This is a genomic window from Rhizobium sp. P1_C7 (assembly GCF_056406295.1).
Map to the genome: position 1 here is coordinate 39,653 of NZ_JBFUAL010000018.1, position 20,428 is coordinate 60,080.

A 20,428-nucleotide genomic window follows, 5' to 3' on the forward strand; every position below is an offset into this window, starting at 1 on the left:
GATGCGTGAGTTCACTGCCCGCCCGACGCTTTTTTCCGCGCTTTTGGCGCGCAAAGAGCCTGTCGTCGTGGTGGAGGCGCCGGCCGGCATGGGAAAGTCCGCGCTTCTGGAGGCGGTGGCGCGACATTTTGGCGCCGAGATCCACCGCGACGCTGCGATGTCAGGGGTGCGTTTCCCCGGCGAAGTCTGCATATGGGATATCCCGCCTTACGCGGCGCCAGAGCCGCTTCCTGAACTGTTCGTCGCAGGCGCGGCGCGGCTGTTCGTGGCCAAGAGGCCCGATGTCGTCCTGCCGGGTCTGTCACGTGCCCAGGCTTACGGCAACGCGCATGTCGTCGATCCGCGCGAGATGCTGCTGACCAAGGAGGAGCTCGACACAATATTCGGTGCCGGGGAGGCTGACGCTGTGCGCGAAAGGTCGGGTGGCTGGCCGCTCATTGCGTTCAACGCAACGCTTAGCGGTGACGCGCTTAAGTCCTTCCTTGCAAACGAGGTATTGCGATCGATGCCGGCGGCAGCACTCGTCGACCTCAGGATAATGCTTGATGGCGGCGGTGTCAGGGGCGCTACCGACTATTCGCTGTTGCCGTTTGCCGACGATGCGGGTCTTAAGGTACCGGCCGTCACCAACGAGCTCAGCCAAGCCGTGGATGCGGTGATTGGCGAACGCTTGAGGGTTGCGGCCGAGGCAAAGGCGATCGGCGATGCTTTCGCTGAGCGAGGGCGTCCCGTCGAAGCAATCCTGACATTTCAGCAGGCCGGCTTCCTCGACAGCGCTCTTCGGGTTTTTACGGAAGAGCAGGGCGATTTCTTTCTCTATTTCCACGGGCCGGAGGCCTTTGGGCGGGTTCTTGCCGGCTTTCCACGCAGCTTTGCCTTGCAGACGGAAACATTGGTCCTGTCGTTGGCAATGCAGGCACTCAAGACGGGAGACGTCTCGCGGGCGCGGCGTTTGCTGGCCGACCGCTTTGGCGATCTCGCCAACGATCCGGAAGCCGTGTTTTCCCCGCGCTCCGTTTTTTCAAGGGAATTCCGCGCCTTCCGCCTGGTGATGTTGATCTATGAAGATTACCTGTTTTCCGATGAACTGCTGCAACGCTGCTTTGCGCTCGCGGCCGAGTTTCCGCTCGACGATCACCTCTTTCGCGGAAGTTTCTACAACTCTGTTCTCGAATTCTACATCCGCAACAGGCGTTTCTCGGAAGCCGAGGATGTGGCCCAGCGCGCGATGTATCACTACGAGTGCGCCAAATCGCCGATGCTGGCCTTTTACATCAGTCTGCACCGCTCGCTGATCCGGCTCTTGATGGGAGACGTGCTGGCGGCACGCAAACATGCAATGTTGTCGGCTAGAAGCCTTGCAGAAATTCCCTTCGAAAGCCCCAGCGATGTCAGGCTGCAGGCGCTTTTGGAGGCGTGCGTCGAGTACGAGGCTGGTCGGGCCGAGCCACTGGCGCGCTTCCTGAGCCTTGAGATCGACGACTTTTCTCACGGCGAGATCTGGCCGAGCCTGCTGGAGCTAGCCCTCCATTACGGAAGTCAGGCGCTGGGCGACCATTTTTCGACGATCGCGGCGCGTAGCTTCCTCGATCGCTGGAGGGTCTACCAGGTCTCGAATCGGCAGTTTCAGATGATGATCGAGATCCGTGAGGCCGCCGTTCTTCAAAACGCCAACCGATGGCAGGAGGCCGCTGAGCGCCTTGAGGCAATCGACTCGCGTATCGACCGAAACTGGGTGTTGGAAACGGATCAAGCATTTGCTCGGCTCGACGACCGGGACGAAATCGCGCTTGCGCTGGCATGGATACGTCAGATCGTCTACGAGCAGCCATCGAGGGCCGACCTCGATACGCTGATTGTCGGGATCATGAGCAATCTCCACCTGACCGACCGGCAGCGAATCGGCGCTGAAATCTGGCTCGCCTACATTGCCAAGCGCCAGCGAAATCCGACGCGTGCGCGTGCTGTTCTGCAAAAGACATTTGAGGATTGCGCGAGACTGGGAGCTATTGCACCACTGTCGGAGGAGCGCGTCTTTCTGGATGAACTGATCGGCAATGAGCGCATCGGAGGCTTTCTTTCGACGTCCCTGGCAACAAAGCAGATCATCCGCAAGCTGCGAGATAGCGGCCGCCTTTCCACCGGATCGGCCGACCGCAACCAGTTGTCGCGGCGTGAAAGCAAGATCCTGTTGATGATATCCGAAGGTGCTGCGAACAAGTATGTCGCCCATACGCTCGGCCTCAGCGAAGCGACGGTGAAATTCCACCTTGGCAATGTCTACCGCAAGCTTGGCTGCCGAAACAGGCAGGAGGCGATCAGCTCTGCGCGGGCACTCGGGATTGTAAGGTAATCCGGCATGGCGGCTAGGTTGTCGCGCCGGTTCGAGCTCAAAACCTATCCCATTTATTCAAAAACCTATACCCGGCAAGTGCTTGGCCGGCCACTTCGCCTGTGCAATCTTTGCCGCAGACCTCCCCTGCATGCTTGCGGCGGAGGCTGGCAAGCGAGACCCGCCGCCCCGGCATCCCAAGCGCCGGTGGCGATCGAACTCCGCCCGAGTGGAATTCGGCAGTTCGTTCCGAAGGCGCGCCAAGACGCCGGGATGGACGTCAACGCGTAAGGCAGCCCACAGGGCGCGCAGGGAACTTTGAACCGGGAGATATCATGAGCAAGTTCAGACTAATTGCTTCGACCGCACTGGCCGCCCTTGTTGCAGGCATTGCAGGCGCGGCAGCGGCCAAGACGGTCGTGACCATGAATACCGTCCAGATTTTCGGCACGATCGACCCGGCCAAAATCTCCGACTACACCGACTACATGGCGGCTGTGAACCTCTATGACGGCCTGATCACCGTCGATTCGAAGGGTAGTCTCCAGCCGGAACTGGCCGAAAGCTGGACCATCTCTCCAGACGCCAGGGAAGTGACGTTCAAGCTGCGCGCCGATGCCCATTTCACCGACGGGTCGCCGGTCGAAGCCTCCGACGTCGTCTACTCCTTCGAGCGGCTGCTGACCATCAATCAGGGCCCGGCAAATCTGTTTGCAGACGTGCTGAAGTCCGGCGCCATCACCGCCGTCGACCCGCACACTGTCAAGTTCACGCTGTCGAAGGCCTTCGCGCCGTTCCTGAGCACCGTGCCAGCAGTGTTCATCGTCAATGCTGACGTGGTGAAGGCCAACGCGGGAAGCGACGACGGCCAGACGTATCTCGCGACCAAGAGCGCTGGCGCGGGGCCTTACACCCTGAAGGACTGGGACCGCGGTGCGTCGATGACCATCGAGCGTGATCCGAAATACTACAAGGGCTTCGGCAAAGGCCCGATCGACGAGGTTCGTTGGATCATCACCAACGACGAAGCGACCGTGCGCTCGATTGCCGCATCCGGCGAGCTGACGATGAGCAGCCAGTATCAGTCGCCTGATACGTATAAAGCGCTCAAGGATATGGGCCGCTTCGACATCGCCAGCGAAGATACGACCATCGGCTTCTACCTCAAGCTCAACACCAAGGTTCCGCCGACCGACGACATCCATATCCGCAAAGCGCTTGCCTATGCGACTGACTACGACACGGTCCGCAACGTGATCGTGCCAGGCGGCCAGCTGAATGGCCCGTTGCCGTCCGGGTTTGCGGACTTCTACGCAATCGACCTTGAGGCCCCGAAGTTCGATCTCGAAGCTGCAAAGGCAGAGATCGCCCAGTCTAAATATGCGGGCCAGGACATTCCGATCACGCTCGGCTATGTCGCCGGTACGAAGTTCGAGGAAGAAATCAGCCTTTTGATGCAATCAAATCTCGAACAACTGGGCTTCAAGGTGACGCAGCAGGCTGATCCGTGGAACCGCATCACCGAGATTTCAACAAAGATAGACACGACGCCCGCCGTCAGTCAGATCTTCTTCGGCCCGACCTATCCCTCGCCGGACTCGATGTTCTTCACGCAGTATCACTCCAAGGCTGCCGGCACCTGGGCGTCTGCCGAGTGGTTGCAGGATCCGGCGATCGACGCATTGATCGACAAGGCCCGCGAGACGCCCGATATCAAGCAGCAGGCCGAAATCTACAAGCAACTCCAGCACAAGATCGTCGATCTGCAGCCGGATGTCTTCCTGCAGACGCAGACGGTGCAACATGCCATGGACAAGTGCCTCGAGGGCTTCCATGCCGTGCCGATGCAGTCCTTCGATTACAAGTTCACGCGCTACAGTTGGACCTGCAAGGAATGACTGATGCGTCTTTCAGGCGGCGTTCACCCCTCTGGGCCGCCTGAAGCTGGACGGCCTTCGGGCCGTCCGCACCCTTCCTTTTGCTTCGAGACAAGGCTGGAACATTGGAATTCCTCCTCTTCATGATCAGGCGTGTGCTCTGGTCGCTGCTGGTCCTGTTCGGACTGTCGGTAGTGATCTTTACAATTGCGCGCGGCATGCCCGGTGACCCGGTCCGGCTGGCACTTGGGCCACGCGCCAGCGCCGAACAGGTCGAGCAGCTGCGTGTAACCATGGGCTTCAACAAACCGTTGATCCAGCAGTATGGAATCTATGTCTCCGGCCTGGCGCAAGGCGATCTCGGCCTTTCCCTGCTGACAAAGCGTCCTGTCGCAAGCGACATAAGCGAGACCTTTGCTGCCACCCTCGAGCTCGTGCTGACAACGATCACCATCGCCTTCGTTCTCGGCGTTCCGCTCGGCGTCGCTGCTGCCCGCTGGAAGGATCGCTGGCCCGACAATCTCGTGCGGCTGATCGCCATTTTCTCTGCCGTGACGCCCAGTTTCTTCCTTGCCATTCTGTTGCAGATCCTTGCCGGCTATGTCCTGCATATCCTGCCGACGACGGGACGGTTGCCGCCAGACCTTGCCTTCCGCGCTGACATAACCGGCCTCATCAGCGTGGATGCGCTGCTGCGCGGCCGACTGGATGTTTTTGGCGAAGCCTTCCGCTACCTCCTGCTGCCGTCTATTGCGCTGGCTGCCGCAACGATGGGGCAGATCGCCCGCATCACGCGCTCCTCGATGATCGATGTCGCAAGCCAGGACTATATCGAGGCCAGCCGCGCCTTCGGCATTCCCGAACGGCTGCGGGTGTTCAAATACATGCTTCGCCCGAGCTTCGTGCCTCCACTGACCATCTCCGGCCTGGAATTCGCTTCGCTGATCGGCAATGCCTTCGTCGTCGAACTGGTCTTCGCCTGGCCCGGCATGGCGGCCTATGGCGTTCGCACCATCATGCAAAAGGATCTGAATGCCGTCATGGGCGTGGTGATCGTGTCGGGCATTTTCTTCGTCATCGTCAATCTTGTCATTGATGTGCTCGTCGGCATCGTCGATCCGCGCATTCGCATCCGGGGGAGACGCTGATGTCCGACACCTCGCTGGAAAATTCAGCGCAATCCGAACGACTGTCGAACGCCTATCAGAACTGGTACAGGTTCTCGCGAAATCCGACCGCCGTGATCGGCGCGGCAATTGTCGTCATCTGCGTGCTTGCGGCGCTCCTTGCGCCGTGGATAACACCGCACCCGGAACATGTGGGTGCTGCCGTGAACTTCCGGGCCCGCCATCTGCCGCCATCGAGCGAATACCTGTTCGGCACCGACAATGTCGGCCGCGACATCTTCAGCCGCGTCGTGTTCGGTATGCGCATTTCGCTGCTCCTGGCGCTCGTCGTTCTTGGAACTGCGGTCCCGGTCGGCACAGTGCTTGGCATGCTGGCCGGCTACTTCGGCGGCTGGGTCGAGGCCGTCATCATGCGCCTCACCGATATTGCGCTCGCCATCCCGCCGCTGGTCATGGCCCTTGCCGTGGCTGCCGTTCTGTCGCCGAACCTCATCAATTCGCTGATGGCGATCTCGGCACTGTGGTGGACCTGGCATACACGGCTGATCTATTCGATCACCAGGCAGATCCGCAGCCAGGAGTTCATCGAAGCGGCCGAGACGCTAGGCGCCAGCAAATTTCATATTCTGTTCCGTGAGATCCTGCCGAACTGCGTCTCGGCGCTCGCGGTCAAGACCTCGCTTGATTGCGGGTTCGTGATCCTGGTCGGAGCATCGCTCTCCTTTCTCGGTCTCGGCATCCAGCCTCCGACGCCGGATCTCGGAACCATGGTCGCTCAGGGTGCTGCCTTCCTGCCCGACTACTGGTGGGAATCGGTTCTGCCGGGTGCGGCGATCCTCTTTGTCGCCCTTGGTTTCAATCTGCTCGGGGACGGTCTTCGTGATCTCTTCGATGTGCAGGAGGTCCGATGAGCTTCCCACTTCTTCGCGTCAACGATCTTTCGGTCGAATTTTCGACCTATGGCCGCACGAGCCGCGTGCTGCACAATGTCAGCCTTGACGTCCCGGCACGCTCGCAGGTCGCCCTTGTCGGCGAAAGTGGCTCCGGCAAGACGGTGACCATGAAGGCGATCATGGGGCTGTTGCGCCAACCACCGGCGAAGATCGTCGATGGTGAAATCTACTATGACGGCGCTGACCTCCTGACAATGTCGACCAAGGAACGGCTGCGACTGCGTGGCACAGCCATGTCGATGGTGTTTCAGGATCCGATGAGCTCACTCAATCCGGTCTTTACGATCGGCGACCAGATGGGAACGATCCTCAAATATGCCGACAAGCGCCTGGGCCGTTCACGTTCCCGACAGGAGCGTACCGCCCGCGTGCACCAAGTACTTGAACAGGTCCGCATGCGCGACCCGGAACGGATTTCGCGGTCCTTTCCGATCATGCTGTCAGGCGGCATGCGGCAGCGCGTGCTGATCGCCATGGCACTGTTGAGCGAGCCGCAGCTTCTGATTGCCGACGAACCCGGAACCGCGCTCGACGTGACAACGCAGGCGCAAATCCTGAAGCTCTTGAAGGACCTCGTCGAGGAGCGGGGGCTCGCCCTTCTGATGATTACCCACAATCTTGGCGTCGTCCGGGAAACCTCCAACTACGTGTACGTGATGAACAAGGGCATCATCGTAGAACACGGCGAAACCGTCGAAATCTTTGAAGCGCCTCGCGATCCTTACACGCAAAGCTTGATCAATGCCGTGCCGCGCCTGACTGGCGGCATGCGCTTCGGTGGGGAGGTGACGGCATGAGCGCACCGATGCTTGAAATCTGCAATCTCCGCAAGTCCTTTCCCGTCCGCAACGCCTTTGGCAGACAGATCGGCGAGGTCAAGGCGGTGGACGATGTCTCCTTCGCGATCGAAAAGGGCCAGGTCTATGGCCTCGCTGGCGAGAGCGGCTCGGGGAAATCAACCATAGCGCGCATGATCATGGGGTTGGAACGGCCCGACGGGGGCGATATCGTCATTGACGGCGAGAGCCTCACGAAGCGATCGCGCGGCCATGTCAGGCACGTGCAGATGGTGTTCCAGAATCCCGGGTCTTCGCTCAATCCGCGCCGGACGGTCGGGCAGTCGATCGCCGTGCCGCTCGATGCGCACAGCTTTTGCGGCAACAAGCGCGAGCGCGTCGGCGAGCTTCTGGAAATGGTGCAGCTGCCGGCAAACTTTGCGGAGCGCTATCCGCACGAGCTCTCCGGCGGCCAGAAGCAGCGCGTCGCGATCGCCAGGGCATTGGCGGTCGAACCCAAGCTGCTGGTGCTGGATGAGCCAACATCAGCGCTCGATGTTTCCGTGCAGGCGCGCGTCATTGATCTGCTGACCGATCTCGGGCGGCAGATGGAGCTCACTTATCTCTTTATTTCCCACGATCTCAGCCTGATGCGCAACTTCGCCCGCAATGTCGGCGTGCTCTATCGCGGCCAGATCGTCGAGACCGGCACGGTGACAGCCGTTTTCGAAAACCCATCCCACGACTACACCCGGCTTCTCCTCGCATCCGTTCCTGTCATCTCCAAGGAGGAGGAGGCGATGCGCCCAAAAATTCCATTGATCGACGGGGAAATCCCGACAGCCGAGAAACTGCTCGCGCTGAGGGCGGCCGGTCAAACAGCAAGTCAAAAACGAGGTTAAGACTAATGGTTAGAATTGGTATTGACGTCGGCGGCACCAACACGGATGCCGTCATTATGAACGGGCCGGAGGTCATCGCCGGCGTGAAATCCGCCACCACAGCGGATGTCATGAGCGGCGTCGTCAACGCGTTGCGCGACGTGCTCGCCGCATCGAAGATGGATGCATCTGCCGTCGATTTCGTCATGATCGGCACCACGCATTTCACCAACGCCGTGGTCCAGCGTCGCGATCTGGCGCAGACCGCCGCCGTTCGACTTGGCCTACCGGCGACCGCCTCGCTGCCGCCAATGGTCGACTGGCCCGAAGACCTCAGGCAGTCCATCGGCAACCACGCCTATCTCGCCCATGGCGGCAACGAATTCGACGGCCGTGTGATTTCGCCTCTTGATGAGGGCGAGCTGCTGAAGATTGCCGAAGACATCAAGTCGAAAGGCATCAACACGATCGCCATCACATCCGTGTTCTCGCCGGTCAGCGCGGATTTCGAAAAGCGCGCCGCCGAGATCTTCGAAAACGCAATTCCCGGCGCGCATATCACTCTGTCGAGCGAGATCGGCCGCATTGGCCTGCTGGAGCGAGAAAACGCGGCGATCATGAACGCATGCCTGCGCGACCTGTCCGCCCATGTGATCGACGCCTTCCGCAAGGCGATCAGCGAGACCGGCATCAAGGGCAAGTTCTTCCTCACGCAAAATGACGGCACGCTGATGGATGCCTCCTTCGCCGAAAAATTTCCGGTTCTGACCTTTGCGTCCGGCCCCACCAACTCCATGCGCGGTGCAGCCTTCCTGTCTGGCGTCAGCGATGCCATCGTCGTCGATATTGGTGGGACAACCTCCGACGTCGGCTCGCTGCATAAGGGCTTTCCGCGTCAGGCAACAGTCGCGGTGGAGGTCGGTGGCGTGCGCACCAACTTCCGTATGCCCGATGTCTTCTCGATCGGTCTTGGCGGCGGCTCGCACGTCGTCGAGACGGAGCAGGGTCTGAAGATCGGCCCGGTTTCCGTCGGATACCGCATCAAGACCGAAGCGCTTGTCTTCGGTGGCTCGACGCTGACCACCACCGATATCACCGTTGCGGCAGGCAATGCCGAACTCGGCGAAGCGTCAAAGGTTTCGCATCTTTCCAAAAATCTCCTCGAACGTGCGCAAGCCAAGATCCATGACATGCTGGAAGACTGCGTCGAACGTTCGCGTCTTTCGCCCGACCCGCTGCCCGTCATCGTCGTCGGCGGCGGTTCGATCCTGGTTACTCGTCCAATTGCGGGGCTGGAAGTCATCAAGCCGTCGCATTTTGGCGTTGCCAACGCCGTCGGCGCCGCCATCGCCCAGGTTTCGGGTGAGGTGGACCGGGTCTACGCGCTTGCTGAGCTCGGCCGCGAAAAGTCGCTGGAAGATGCCAAGAACCGCGCCATCGATGCGGCCGTTGCTGCCGGCGCATCGCGCGACTCGATCGAGATCGTCGACATTGAGGATGTGCCGCTGGCATATCTTCCGGGCAACGCCACCCGTATCCGCGTCAAGGCCGTAGGAGAGCTCAATGCGCGCTGAAGGTTATCTGCTTAGGGAAGAAGACCTGCTGCCGCTTTCGATCGGGGCAGCACTGCTGGGCACCGGCGGCGGCGGCAATCCTTATGTCGGCATGTTGCGTGCTCGCGAACTCATCCGCAAAGGTGCGGAAGTTCGCGTGATCCCGCTTGAGGCGCTGAAAGACGATGCCTGGGTCGCCGAAGTCGGTGGCATCGGTGCGCCCGTCGTCGGTGTCGAAAAAATCGAAGAGGGCGGGGAATGCTATCGCGCCATGCGAGCCGTCGAGGAGACCGCCGGCGTCAATGTATCAGCCGTGATTTCGGCCGAAATCGGTGGGTCGAACTCCATCGAGCCCATCATCGCGGCCGCGATGGCAGGTCTGCCGGTCGTCGATGGCGACGGCATGGGCCGTGCTTTCCCGGAAGTGCAGATGACGACCTACATGATCTACGGCGCCGATGTTTCGCCTGCCGCGATCGCTGACGAGAAGGGCAATGTGGTTGTCTTCAAGGACATTATCGACATGTTCTGGCTCGAGCGCTTCGCCCGCGACGTCGCTGTAGCCATGGGCGCAGGTGCAGGCTTTGCCGTTGCTCCGATGCGTGGCGATTTCGTCAAGCGGACTGCTGTTCCTGGCACGGTCTCGCAAGCCCTCGCAATCGGACGTACTGTGCTCGATGCCCGTGCCAAGCGGCAGAATGTCGTTGAACGCGTGGTCGAAAGCACCGGGGCCAAGCTGTACTTCACGGGCAAGATCATCGATATCCGCCGTGAACTGACTGGTGGATTTTCACGCGGCCACGCCATCATCACCGGAACGGGTGACTGGTCCGGGTCGGAAGCACGCATTGCCATCCAGAATGAAAACCTGGTTCTCTGGGTCGACGACAAACCGGTGGTCATGGTGCCGGATCTGATCATGAACCTTGAGATCGACACGGGCGAGCCCATCACCACGGAAATGCTGCGCTACGGCCAGCGCGTCGCCGTGATCGCGCTCCCTGCGCATGATCTCCTGAAGACCCCGCGAGCGCTCGAGATCGTCGGACCAAAGGCATTCGGTTTTCCGGAGCTGACCTTCGAGCCGATGTTGACGCGCCAGGCTGCGGAATAAGGGGCCGACATGAAAATCCTCAGAACGATCTATGCAGAGGATCTCGAAGACATCGCCATCGGCGGTGCCATTCTCGGAACCGGCGGCGGCGGCGATCCCTATGTCGGCAAGCTGATGGCGCAGGAAGCGATCCGCAAGCATGGACCTGTCAAGCTCGTCGATGTGGAGGATCTTCATGACGATGCCCTGGTGGTGCCGGTCTGCATGATGGGTGCACCGACGGTGATGACGGAGAAGCTCCCGCAGGGCGACGAGCTGATCGTTGCGTTCCGCAAGCTTGAGCAGCTGCTGGGTCGCAAGATCGACGCGGTGCTTTGCGGTGAAGCTGGCGGTGTCAATTCGACGACCCCGTTTGTGGTTGCCGCTGCAACTGGCCTGCCACTTGTCGATGGCGACGGCATGGGCCGGGCTTATCCTGAGCTGCAAATGGTCACTTTCACCATGCACGGTGTCTCGGCGACCCCGATGGTCCTTTGTGACGACAAGGGCAATTCGCTTGTTCTGGAGACGGTCAGCAATGGCTGGACCGAGCGGCTCGCCCGCGCCGCAACCGTGGAGATGGGCGGCTCGGCATTGCTCGCCTTCTATCCGATGAGCGGCGACGTGGCGAAGAAAGCTGTCGTCCGTGGGACGCTCTCGCTCTGCGCCAATCTTGGCCGGACGTTGCGCGAGAGCAGGGCGGCTCATGCCGATCCCGTCGCAGCGATCACCAGGATGCTGGGTGCAAGCATCATCTTCAATGGTCGCGTCAGGGATATCGACCGCCGGACTGTCGGTGGCTTTGCCCGCGGCAGCGCGCGTTTCGATGGTTTGGAGGGCTGGAAGGGGCACGCCTTCAAGCTCGAGTTCCAGAACGAATTCCTGATGGCCGAGCGCGATGGCGAGATGGTCTGCACCACGCCGGATCTGATCACGTTGCTGGAGGCCGACAGCGGCAATCCTGTGACGGCCGATTCACTACGCTACGGATTGCGCCTGGTGGCGCTCGCTATTCCGTGCAATCCGCAATGGCAGACGCCAGAGGGTATCGCGCTCGTCGGACCGCGCTATTTCGGCTACAAGACCGATTATACGCCCTATCCGTTCTCCTAACGACGTTCGGCCCGGCCAGCACGTTTGCCCTTCAGTGATCCGCTGCGTTCTGCGCGGAGCGGATCACTCATTCCTCTTGCCCACGGACCGCTCCCCATGGAACCCATGAGCTGCGGTCACGGCTCGAGCCAGGCTTGGATCCCTCTTGCTGCTGCACGGCCGGTAGCAAAGCAGGCGGTCAGAAGGTAGCCGCCCGTCGGGGCTTCCCAATCGATCATTTCGCCGGCAACGAAGAGGCCGGGGGAGGCCTTCAGCATATAGTGGTCGTCGATTCCCTCCCAGGCAACGCCGCCCGCCGACGAGATCGCTTCGGCGATCGGCCGAGGCCTCACAACCGGGACCGGCAACGCCTTGATCAGCTTTGCCAGACGCTGAGGCTGGTGCAGGTCGGCGGTGCTGCCAAGCTCGCGCAAAAGGTTTGCCTTGACCCCATCAATACCTGCTCCCTTGCGCAGACGGTTGGACAGGCTTGTCTTCGGGTCCTGTCTGGCAAGGTCGTGCAATATCCGCTCTGGCGAACGATTGGGCACAAGGTCAATAGCCAGATACGCTGCCTCTCCCGCAACCAAAGCATCGCGCAGTGTGGCAGCGTGGGCATAGACCAGGCTGCCTTCGATGCCGTCCTCGGTAATGACGAACTCTCCGGGAAATGTGCCGGCGCTTGATTGCGCGGTCACGGACTTGACCGGAGCGCCGGCGTAATTCTGGCGGAAATACGCGCTCCATTCGACGTCGAAGCCGCAATTGGCCGGCTCAAAGTCATGAATTGAAATCTTTTTGTTCCTGAGCCAGGGAACCCATCGCCCATCCGAGCCGAGCCGTGGCCAGCTCGCGCCACCGAGCGAAAGTAACGCGGCGTCGCACCGGATGGTCTTTACGCCGGTGTCTGGTGTCTCAAACAGATATCCGCCGTCGGAAAAGCCGCACCAGCGATGCCGCGTCAGGATCGTGACGCCGCGCGCTTCCAGGCGCTTCAACCAGGCGCGCAGCAGGGGCGACGCCTTCATGGCCACCGGGAAAACCCGCCCCGATGATCCCACGAACGTCTCGGCTCCCAATCCGGCCGCCCAGGCGCGAACGTCTTCGGGTTTAAAAGCGTCCAGGGCGTCGCGAAGCCTCGAAGTGGCCGTGGCGAACCGCGTGGAGAAGTGATCGAAATCCTCGGAATGCGTGATATTGAGGCCCGATTTGCCGGCAAGTAGGAACTTACGGGCGACAGTCGGCATCGCGTCATAAACCGTGACGACATGGCCGGTCGTCGACAGTTGCTCGGCCGCCATCAGCCCTGAGGGGCCGCCGCCAATGATTGCGATCTGTTTTTTTGTCATGCCCTTGCCTGGAAACTCGATCGTCCGCCCCTCTCATGACGCGCGCTGGCACTGGCGCAAGGCCAGTGACGCCTCAATTGGCGCCAGCCTTGTGTATTCGGGGAAGGGAGGGCAAAGGCAGATCTGCCAAGGTCATGGCGATTTTACGAAATCCGTCAGAGGTGCGCAGCGGCTGGCAGCTGCTCATGACTTTCGTCCGGCGCCGACGGATGGGGCGGCAAGATCATGTTTCGTTGTTCGACAGGCTGCGTAATCAATCCACGAGGCGCGGCGAAAACTTCGGCGCGGGAGGCGCGGTCTCTTCCTTCATCGCATCTTCATGGTACCAGCAGCTATCGTAGACACACGGACCAATATCTTCCACGATATCAGCTTTTTGCCTAATTCCTGCAGACGAGAAGCGCTTCGCTGGAAAAGCGTAAATTTTCGCTGACTCGTGATGCACACCAACGACCATGTCATGCCTCCTGATTGAGTCCTGCTTGAGAACGTTAAGAGATCATAACACGGTTGCACAGAGATTGCGCGACTTGATTGAAAAAAGAGCAATATTTGTTGGAATAATAGGCAGCTCGGAATTGATCAGGTTTATATCAGAAATCAGTCACGTTCAAAAGTTAGTCATCTGCATATCTTTTAAGCATCTACCCGTGCATGTGGAAAAAGCGTCGTTTTGAAAGTGCTGCTCTGCAGGTCTGCATGCGGAGAGAGGACGTGGCGTGGCCACCCTCGTAACCGATTGAACCGGCTGTGAGTTCAACGCCAAATGACCTCCTCCTGGCTCTCCGGTCCCTGTCCCGCCACCGACAAGACTGGTGGTCTCGCCGCGGTTGCTGGACGACCTTCGCCAACTGGCACGCCACATGCATGTGAAGGCGCATCCCTTCGCGGGCACGGGCGTTTTGGCGGCCGGGTCCGCTTGAGGATTTGCTCACATTTTTGTTTGAGAGACTCGCAAATGACCAAGTATAAGCTCGAGTACATTTGGCTCGACGGGTACACACCGGTACCAAATCTTCGCGGCAAGACGCAGATTAAGGAATTCGACGCATTTCCGACGCTCGAGCAACTCCCGCTCTGGGGTTTCGATGGCAGCTCGACAATGCAGGCGGAAGGCCGCAGCTCTGACTGCGTGCTGAAGCCGGTCGCCCTCTATCCCGATCCGGCCCGCACCAATGGCGTTCTCGTCATGTGCGAAGTCATGATGCCAGATGGCGTCACTCCGCATCCTTCGAATTCGCGTGCTACCATTCTCGACGACGAAGGCACCTGGTTCGGTTTCGAACAGGAATACTTCTTCTACCAGAACGGCCGCCCGCTCGGCTTTCCGGAGCAGGGTTACCCGGCCCCGCAGGGTCCGTACTACACCGGCGTCGGCTATTCGAACGTTGGCGATATCGCCCGCGAAATCGTCGAAGAGCATCTCGACCTCTGCCTCGCAGCCGGCATCAACCATGAAGGCATCAACGCCGAAGTGGCCAAGGGCCAGTGGGAATTCCAGATTTTCGGCAAAGGCTCCAAGCGCGCCGCCGACGAAATCTGGATGGCTCGCTACCTCTTGCAGCGTCTGACCGAAAAGTATGGCATCGATATCGAGTATCATTGCAAGCCGCTCGGCGACACGGACTGGAACGGTTCGGGCATGCATTGCAACTTCTCGACCAAGTACATGCGCGAAGTTGGCGGCAAGGAATATTTCGAAGCGCTGATGGCGCAGTTCGACAAGAACCTGATGGACCACATCGCCGTCTACGGACCTGACAACGACAAGCGCCTGACGGGCAAGCATGAAACTGCTCCGTGGAACAAGTTCTCCTACGGTGTTGCAGACCGTGGCGCCTCGATCCGCGTACCGCACTCGTTCGTCAAGAACGACTACAAGGGCTACCTGGAAGATCGCCGCCCGAACTCCCAGGGCGACCCCTACCAGATCGCTTCGCAGGTTTTGAAGACGATTTCGGAAGTTCCGATTGCGGGCGCCGCCTCGGCTGCAGCCTGATCGCAAACTGATTTCGCAATGAGGTAGCGCCGGTCGAGAGATCGGCGCTATTTTTTCATGTCGACGGGATGCCGTGAGGCTACTGAAATTGTTTTTCGCCTATAGGGTTAGGGGATGAAGTGCACCCATGGCCCAAGCACCCGACGGTTGAAACATTCAACTGCATCGGCACATTCCTTTTGCGTTGGCATGGTTTGCCTCTATACTTGCGGCCGGATTATCCAATCGCGAGTTGTCTGTGAAATCGTTGGCTAGCCACCACGGCCCTTTGCTTCGTTTGCTCGGAAAGCCCACGCTCCTCGTGAATGGCTGCGGGATTGTGCTACCCGAAAAGGCTTATGCGCTGCTGGCGTTTCTGGTAGCGTCGCCGCAATTGTCCATGGAGCGCGAAACCATTCGCGGCATACTCTGGCAATCCGAAGCGTCCAAGCAGCGTGCCGGCAGCCTGCGCCAACTCCTTGCCCGTATTGACAGAAGCATTCCAGAAGACCTTCCGCGTCTCCTCAAGACGACCAACACGCATCTTGCGCTTGATGCTGTCTGCTGGAATGTCGATGTCCTGCTGCTGCGTGACGCCGCGAAGCCTCTATCGCGGTCCGACTGGTATCTGTTGCAGGGCGAGCTTCTCGAAGGCTTTCGCGCCCCGACCATGGAAGCCGACGAATGGGTGACGGTGGAGCGCCGGCGCATCGCCGAGCGCCGCGATTCTCATATCGTCACGCTTCTGGAGGCGCGCGAGAAGCGCACGCTCGACGACATTCACATGCTCGCCGGTCTGCTCGTCGAGACGGATCCCGCCCACGAGGTTGCCTGCCGGGCCTTGATGAGTGCCCATGTCCAGGCTGGTGACTTTGGCGCCGCGCGGCAGGCATATCTTCGCTGCCGCAATGAATTGAAAACCGAATACGGATCCGAACCGGATGCTGTGACGCAAGCCCTTGCCAGGGAGCTCGGCATCGTCGCCCCGGTGGCGCTTGCTGCGGCGGAGCCGCCGCCCGACCGTAGCTCCTCGGATGCGCTCGGTCAGCCGCGAGTCCTTATCTTGCCGCCGGAGACGATGCTGTCTGATCCGCTATTGCAGCGTGTCGGCCGGGCTCTCCTGGAGGACGTGACGATCGGGCTCAGCCAGCAAAGAGGCTTCAAGGTTATCGCCGCCCATACAAGCATCGAGATCCTGAATCGGAACCTTGCGGGAGGTGCGCCGCCGCCGCCCCAGGATCTGCGTTTCGACTACACGGTCTACGTGACTATTCATGGTCGCGAAGACGACATCTACGCGACCTGCCGGTTGACCAGAACGTCGACTGCGGAAGTGCTTTGGGCAATTGATCTGCCGCTGGCGATGCAGAAGGTCAACCAGTCGTTCGGCCAGCTTGCGCGCCGCATCGTCATGACGCTTGCCGATACGATTGAGCGCCGCGAACTCCTGGACATGATGTCCGACGTCAATCCGTCGGCCTACCGTCTCTACCTCGAAGGCAAGCGTTTTGTCTCCAAGACCGACCTCCAGCATTTGCGTCAGGCGCGCAAGTGGTTCAAATCGGCGCTGTCCCGGCACGACAGGTTCTCGTCCGCGCACGCCGGGATGGCACGCGTACTGGGCATGGAATGGCTCGTGCGGGGGATGAAGGATACGGTCCTTCTGGAGGAGGCGGACCGGTCTGCCTGGCTCGCGCGCGACAGTGATCCAAACAGCGGTCGTGCCATGCGTGAACTTGGTTTTGTGGCCCTCTATCGGCGACGGTTCGCAGACAGTCTCGACTTTTTCGCCGAGGCGCAGATGCTCAATCCGAATGATGCCGATATCCTGGCCGACTTTGCGGATGCGCTTTTGCATGACGGGCAAAGCGAGCGGGCGCTTGAGCTCAGCCTTGCGGCGATGAAGCTCAACCCACTCCCACCCGATTACTACTACTGGAACCTCGGCGGAATCCACTTCGTCCAGGAGAATTATGCCAAGGCAATCGAAGTTCTGGACCGCGTCAAGGAACGCCCGGCGGCTTCGCGGCTGCTTGCCGCCGCCCATGCCAAGAACGGCGATCTGAAGTCCGCAGCCCGCTATGCCTCGATCGTACTTGAGAATTTCCCCGATTTTCGCACGGACGACGTCTGGCAGTTCGTACCCGACCGCAATCCCGACGATACGCGCCAGCTGATCGACGGGCTTCGCATGGCCGGTTTGTCCTAAAGCGTTACACCTGGGGCATCCGGTGCTACGGCAACCGCCCAATCCCGGTCACGCCGGAATAACGCATTAGGTTCATCCTGCTTCTGTCCGCAGCCAGGTGCTGCCCCAGCAGGAGTCAGAAGAATGACCACGACAGAAATCAAGCCGGCATCCTCTACCGTTCGCCTTTCGGCAGCAGCGCAGGCTGCGCTTAAGCAGGACTCAGTGCAGTTCGATACGAACGCCACGTCCAGCATCGTCCACGCCCTGAAATTCCGCTGAGGTGTTGCGAATGTCTGTCCAGGCCGCACTCAAGGATTTGGTCGAAGATCTCAGCCTCTCGGCGGCCGGCATCAATGCCTATCACGACCGCTCCCTGACGCCTGGGCAGACATTTTCGGCGATCAAGCCGCATTTTGCCGAGCTCGGCATTACACGCGTGGGTCTTTTGACGGCACTTGACTTGCTCGAAATCCCCGTTGCCTTCGCCACGCGACCGAACAGTTACACCCTCTCCGTCTTTCAGGGGAAGGGCATTGACGAGGAAGCGGCGATGACCTCGGCTGCCATGGAAGCCGTGGAAACGCGTATCGCCGAGATGCAGCCGAATGACCTGATCGTTGCAACGCTGGACGGCATGAAGGCCGAGGGGGCGTCGATCATCGATCTCGATTCCGTCGCGCGCTGCGTGCCCTCGGATATCGATACGGCCCCGATTGCCTGGGGAGAGGGCATCGACATCATCTCCAACAGGCCTGTTTTCGTTCCGTGGTCGCTTGTCGGGCTCGATCACCGCGGTGCGCGGCCGGTCGGATTCGAGCAATCGAGCGACGGTTTGGCCTCCGGAAATCGACCGGCGGAGGCCGTATTGCATGGCCTTTGCGAGCTGGTTGAACGCGACGCCTGGGCGCTTTTACAGCTGCGTCCATACGATCAGCTGCGCGGTTGCCGGATCAACCCCTCGGCGTTCGGTGATCCGATCGTCGACATTGTCGTTGATCGGATCACACGCGCGGGCATGCGCCTTTTGCTGCTCGATATGACGACCGACATCGGCGTGCCAAGCTTCCTTGCCGTCATCATTCCGGACAATCTCGGTGACCGCGTAGACGCCCGATGGACCCATGTGTGCGGTGGTTGCGGTTGTCATCCAGATCCGGTGCGCGCTGCGCTGCGCGCCATCACAGAGGCAGCGCAGAGCCGTCTTACGGCGATCGCGGGGAGCCGCGACGACTTTTCGCCTCGGCTCTATCAGCAGCTGGACGGCGACGGGCCGATGCAGCAGCTCATCGATCTGTGCGACGAAGCGCCAAGAACGCCGAATTTCGCCATCGAGCCGGCACAACGCAGCATTCAGGAGAATATCCGCCACATTGTCGAGCGCCTTCAGGCAAGAGGCATTGAGCAGGTCGTCGCAGTGCCGCTGCCCCATCCGCGTTTGCCGGTCTCGGTCGTCCGGGTTATCGTACCGGGCCTTGAGGTCGATGTGAGCGGCGAATTCATCCAGCTTGGGTTGCGCGCCGTCGGCGCCATGCAGGGAACCTTCTCATGAAAGTGATATTCGCAGGGCCGAGCTTCGGCGCCGATCTCGCCAAGCTGAAAACAACCCATCCGTCCATCCGTTTCCGTCCTCCCGCGGCGCGCGGAGATATCCTCCAGGCCGTGCAGGACGGTGCGCGGGCGATCGGCATTGTCGATGGCTATTTCGGCGAAGTGCCCTCCGTGTGGCACAAGGAAATCCTCTACGCGCTTCAGAAGAACGTGGTGGTGGCCGGTGGAGCAAGCATGGGTGCATTGCGGGCCGCCGAATGCGCCGCCTTTGGCATGATTGGCTTGGGAAGCATCTTTGAGGACTATGCCGATGGACGTCTGATCGATGACGAAGCGGTCGCCCTTGTTCATGCGCCAGAGGCGCTTGGGTGGCTGCCGCTTTCGATTCCGTGGGTGGACTACGAGCCGACGATCGACGCGCTGCGCCGGCGAGGGGCCGTGTCTGCAGGCGAGTGCAAGATGTTGCTGCTCGCCGGCCGCGCGCTGCATTTCTCAGACCGGACCTATTCCAGGGCCGTCGAGGGGTGTGCCTTCGCAAGCGAAGCCCGCGCCGGAGAGATCCTTCGCCTCATTCGGTCAAACAGGATCGAACGCAAGCGCGCAGACGCGGAGTGCGTCCTGCGTTACCTGAACGATGGCGGGTTTGCGAAGGTCGAGCGCAGTTGGGGATTTGCCGCGACGTCACACTGGGAGACACTTCGGGCGGAAGTGACGAACGCTGTCACGCCTGTAACGCTGAAATAACGCCGGGCCTGAATGATGCCATGGAGACCAAAGCTCCAGAACAGTGTCTGGAGTGAGATGATAGAGGCGGTCATATGAACATTCAGACGAGCGACGAAGGTACGGGTAGCGAATATGCCAGGATATTCCGCCTTCTTTCGGCCGCGAAGGACGAAGCGGAAAAACTCAAGCTTCACAATCTGACGCACCTGGCGAACATGGCGCTGTTGCAAGTGGTCATCGATTGGGACGGCATCGATCCGGAGCGCGAGCTTGACGTCAATCTCGAGAAGCTGGTCGGGACCAAGACAAAGCTGGCAATGAAGGACGCCCGGGACAACCTGGTTGTCCTCGATTGTCATTAGCGGCAGTTTTACGAAGCTGCCTTATTCGGCAGCTTCGGTATCCAACTGGTCCATGCCGGCAATTGCCTGCACGAGCTTCACGATCTTCTTGCGGACCTGCTCGTTCTTGATGGAGAGGAAAGCCGCATTCAGGAGCACGCCGTCACGAGACACGACAAATTCCTCGGTTGGCGTCGGATTGTCGTTCGCAGTGCCCAGAGGGGCCAGATCTTCGAAGAACGAACGGACGTCGACCTCCAGCGCGCCGGCGATTTCCACCAGCATGCTGGCCGAAACGCGATTGGAGCCCTTTTCATACTTCTGGATCTGCTGGAACGTGACACCCACGCGATCACCGAGCTCTGTCTGGGACACCTTGCGCATCAAGCGCTTGATGCGGATCGTTTTTCCAACATGGACGTCGACTGTGTGAGGACCGTCTTTCATGGCCTTATCCTTTCCGCGCCGGTTGTGGCGCGATATTTTTGCTATACAGCAACCTAACCAAGATATTTGAACGGATCAATTGTGCCGATCGATTTTTCTTCCTGATTGCTCATGTGCCTGCTGCCCCTGACTTCCAGCTGAAACCGAATTGCGCGACCTGCTGC

General features: G+C 60.1%; 18 protein-coding genes. 15 read left to right on the plus strand and 3 right to left on the minus strand.

Going from position 1 to position 20,428, the window contains the following annotated elements; all coding sequences use genetic code 11:
* Window position 1: 1 nt before the first annotated feature.
* The 9 genes from AC1D2R_RS23470 (at window position 2) to AC1D2R_RS23510 (ending at window position 11,705) form a co-directional block, all read left to right on the plus strand.
* On the plus strand, window positions 2–2,353 hold the full coding sequence (locus AC1D2R_RS23470; RefSeq protein WP_477971002.1) for a helix-turn-helix transcriptional regulator: 2,352 nt from the start codon (window positions 2–4) through the stop codon (window positions 2,351–2,353).
* A 314-nt stretch (window positions 2,354–2,667) separates the two neighbouring features.
* Window positions 2,668–4,230: an ABC transporter substrate-binding protein gene (locus AC1D2R_RS23475; RefSeq protein WP_477971004.1), complete on the plus strand. Its 1,563-nt coding sequence runs from the start codon at window positions 2,668–2,670 to the stop codon at window positions 4,228–4,230.
* 104 nt (window positions 4,231–4,334) lie between these two features.
* Entirely contained in the window at window positions 4,335–5,357 is a 1,023-nt protein-coding gene (locus tag AC1D2R_RS23480; RefSeq protein ID WP_477971006.1) for an ABC transporter permease, read from the plus strand.
* On the plus strand, window positions 5,357–6,247 hold the full coding sequence (locus AC1D2R_RS23485) for an ABC transporter permease (RefSeq protein WP_477971008.1): 891 nt from the start codon (window positions 5,357–5,359) through the stop codon (window positions 6,245–6,247). Before AC1D2R_RS23480 ends, AC1D2R_RS23485 begins: the two co-directional genes overlap by 1 nt.
* Entirely contained in the window at window positions 6,244–7,086 is an 843-nt protein-coding gene (locus tag AC1D2R_RS23490; RefSeq protein WP_477971010.1) for an ABC transporter ATP-binding protein, read from the plus strand. Before AC1D2R_RS23485 ends, AC1D2R_RS23490 begins: the two co-directional genes overlap by 4 nt.
* Window positions 7,083–7,967 (plus strand): oligopeptide/dipeptide ABC transporter ATP-binding protein, encoded by an 885-nt coding sequence (locus AC1D2R_RS23495; protein WP_477971012.1) that lies wholly within the window; start codon window positions 7,083–7,085, stop codon window positions 7,965–7,967. The genes AC1D2R_RS23490 and AC1D2R_RS23495 overlap by 4 nt, the downstream gene beginning before the upstream one ends.
* A 5-nt stretch (window positions 7,968–7,972) precedes the next feature.
* Window positions 7,973–9,520 carry a hydantoinase/oxoprolinase N-terminal domain-containing protein gene (locus AC1D2R_RS23500; protein WP_477971014.1) on the plus strand — a complete coding sequence of 516 codons (1,548 nt, stop codon included), beginning with the start codon at window positions 7,973–7,975 and terminating at the stop codon, window positions 9,518–9,520.
* Window positions 9,510–10,613, plus strand: coding sequence for a DUF917 domain-containing protein (locus AC1D2R_RS23505; protein ID WP_477971016.1), 1,104 nt, complete (start codon window positions 9,510–9,512; stop codon window positions 10,611–10,613). The genes AC1D2R_RS23500 and AC1D2R_RS23505 overlap by 11 nt, the downstream gene beginning before the upstream one ends.
* Before the next feature lie 9 nt (window positions 10,614–10,622).
* Complete coding sequence (locus AC1D2R_RS23510; RefSeq protein WP_477971018.1) at window positions 10,623–11,705, plus strand: DUF917 domain-containing protein; 1,083 nt, start codon at window positions 10,623–10,625, stop codon at window positions 11,703–11,705.
* A gap of 116 nt (window positions 11,706–11,821) precedes the next feature.
* Here the strand turns inward: AC1D2R_RS23510 and AC1D2R_RS23515 are convergent, their stop codons facing one another.
* Both AC1D2R_RS23515 and AC1D2R_RS23520 read right to left on the minus strand, forming a co-directional pair.
* Window positions 11,822–13,033 (minus strand): TIGR03862 family flavoprotein, encoded by a 1,212-nt coding sequence (locus AC1D2R_RS23515; protein ID WP_477971020.1) that lies wholly within the window; start codon window positions 13,031–13,033, stop codon window positions 11,822–11,824.
* A gap of 253 nt (window positions 13,034–13,286) precedes the next feature.
* Entirely contained in the window at window positions 13,287–13,490 is a 204-nt protein-coding gene (locus AC1D2R_RS23520) for a DUF2735 domain-containing protein (protein ID WP_477971022.1), read from the minus strand.
* Between the two features lie 501 nt (window positions 13,491–13,991).
* On the opposite strand from AC1D2R_RS23520, the gene AC1D2R_RS23525 reads away from it, so the two are divergent.
* From AC1D2R_RS23525 to AC1D2R_RS23550, 6 genes are all read left to right on the plus strand, one after another.
* Entirely contained in the window at window positions 13,992–15,032 is a 1,041-nt protein-coding gene (locus AC1D2R_RS23525; protein ID WP_477971024.1) for a glutamine synthetase beta-grasp domain-containing protein, read from the plus strand.
* Between the two features lie 277 nt (window positions 15,033–15,309).
* Entirely contained in the window at window positions 15,310–17,220 is a 1,911-nt protein-coding gene (locus AC1D2R_RS23530) for a BTAD domain-containing putative transcriptional regulator (RefSeq protein ID WP_477971188.1), read from the plus strand.
* Between the two features lie 123 nt (window positions 17,221–17,343).
* Window positions 17,344–17,481, plus strand: coding sequence for a hypothetical protein (locus tag AC1D2R_RS23535; RefSeq protein ID WP_477971026.1), 138 nt, complete (start codon window positions 17,344–17,346; stop codon window positions 17,479–17,481).
* Window positions 17,482–17,491: 10 nt separating this feature from the next.
* Window positions 17,492–18,751, plus strand: coding sequence for a YcaO-like family protein (locus AC1D2R_RS23540; RefSeq protein ID WP_477971028.1), 1,260 nt, complete (start codon window positions 17,492–17,494; stop codon window positions 18,749–18,751).
* On the plus strand, window positions 18,748–19,494 hold the full coding sequence (locus AC1D2R_RS23545) for a TfuA-like protein (protein WP_477971029.1): 747 nt from the start codon (window positions 18,748–18,750) through the stop codon (window positions 19,492–19,494). The genes AC1D2R_RS23540 and AC1D2R_RS23545 overlap by 4 nt, the downstream gene beginning before the upstream one ends.
* A 74-nt stretch (window positions 19,495–19,568) precedes the next feature.
* Window positions 19,569–19,838 (plus strand): hypothetical protein, encoded by a 270-nt coding sequence (locus AC1D2R_RS23550; RefSeq protein WP_037066692.1) that lies wholly within the window; start codon window positions 19,569–19,571, stop codon window positions 19,836–19,838.
* A 21-nt stretch (window positions 19,839–19,859) separates the two neighbouring features.
* Here AC1D2R_RS23550 and AC1D2R_RS23555 read toward each other — a convergent pair whose 3' ends face one another.
* Window positions 19,860–20,264, minus strand: coding sequence for a helix-turn-helix domain-containing protein (locus AC1D2R_RS23555; protein WP_477971031.1), 405 nt, complete (start codon window positions 20,262–20,264; stop codon window positions 19,860–19,862).
* Window positions 20,265–20,428 lie beyond the last annotated feature (164 nt).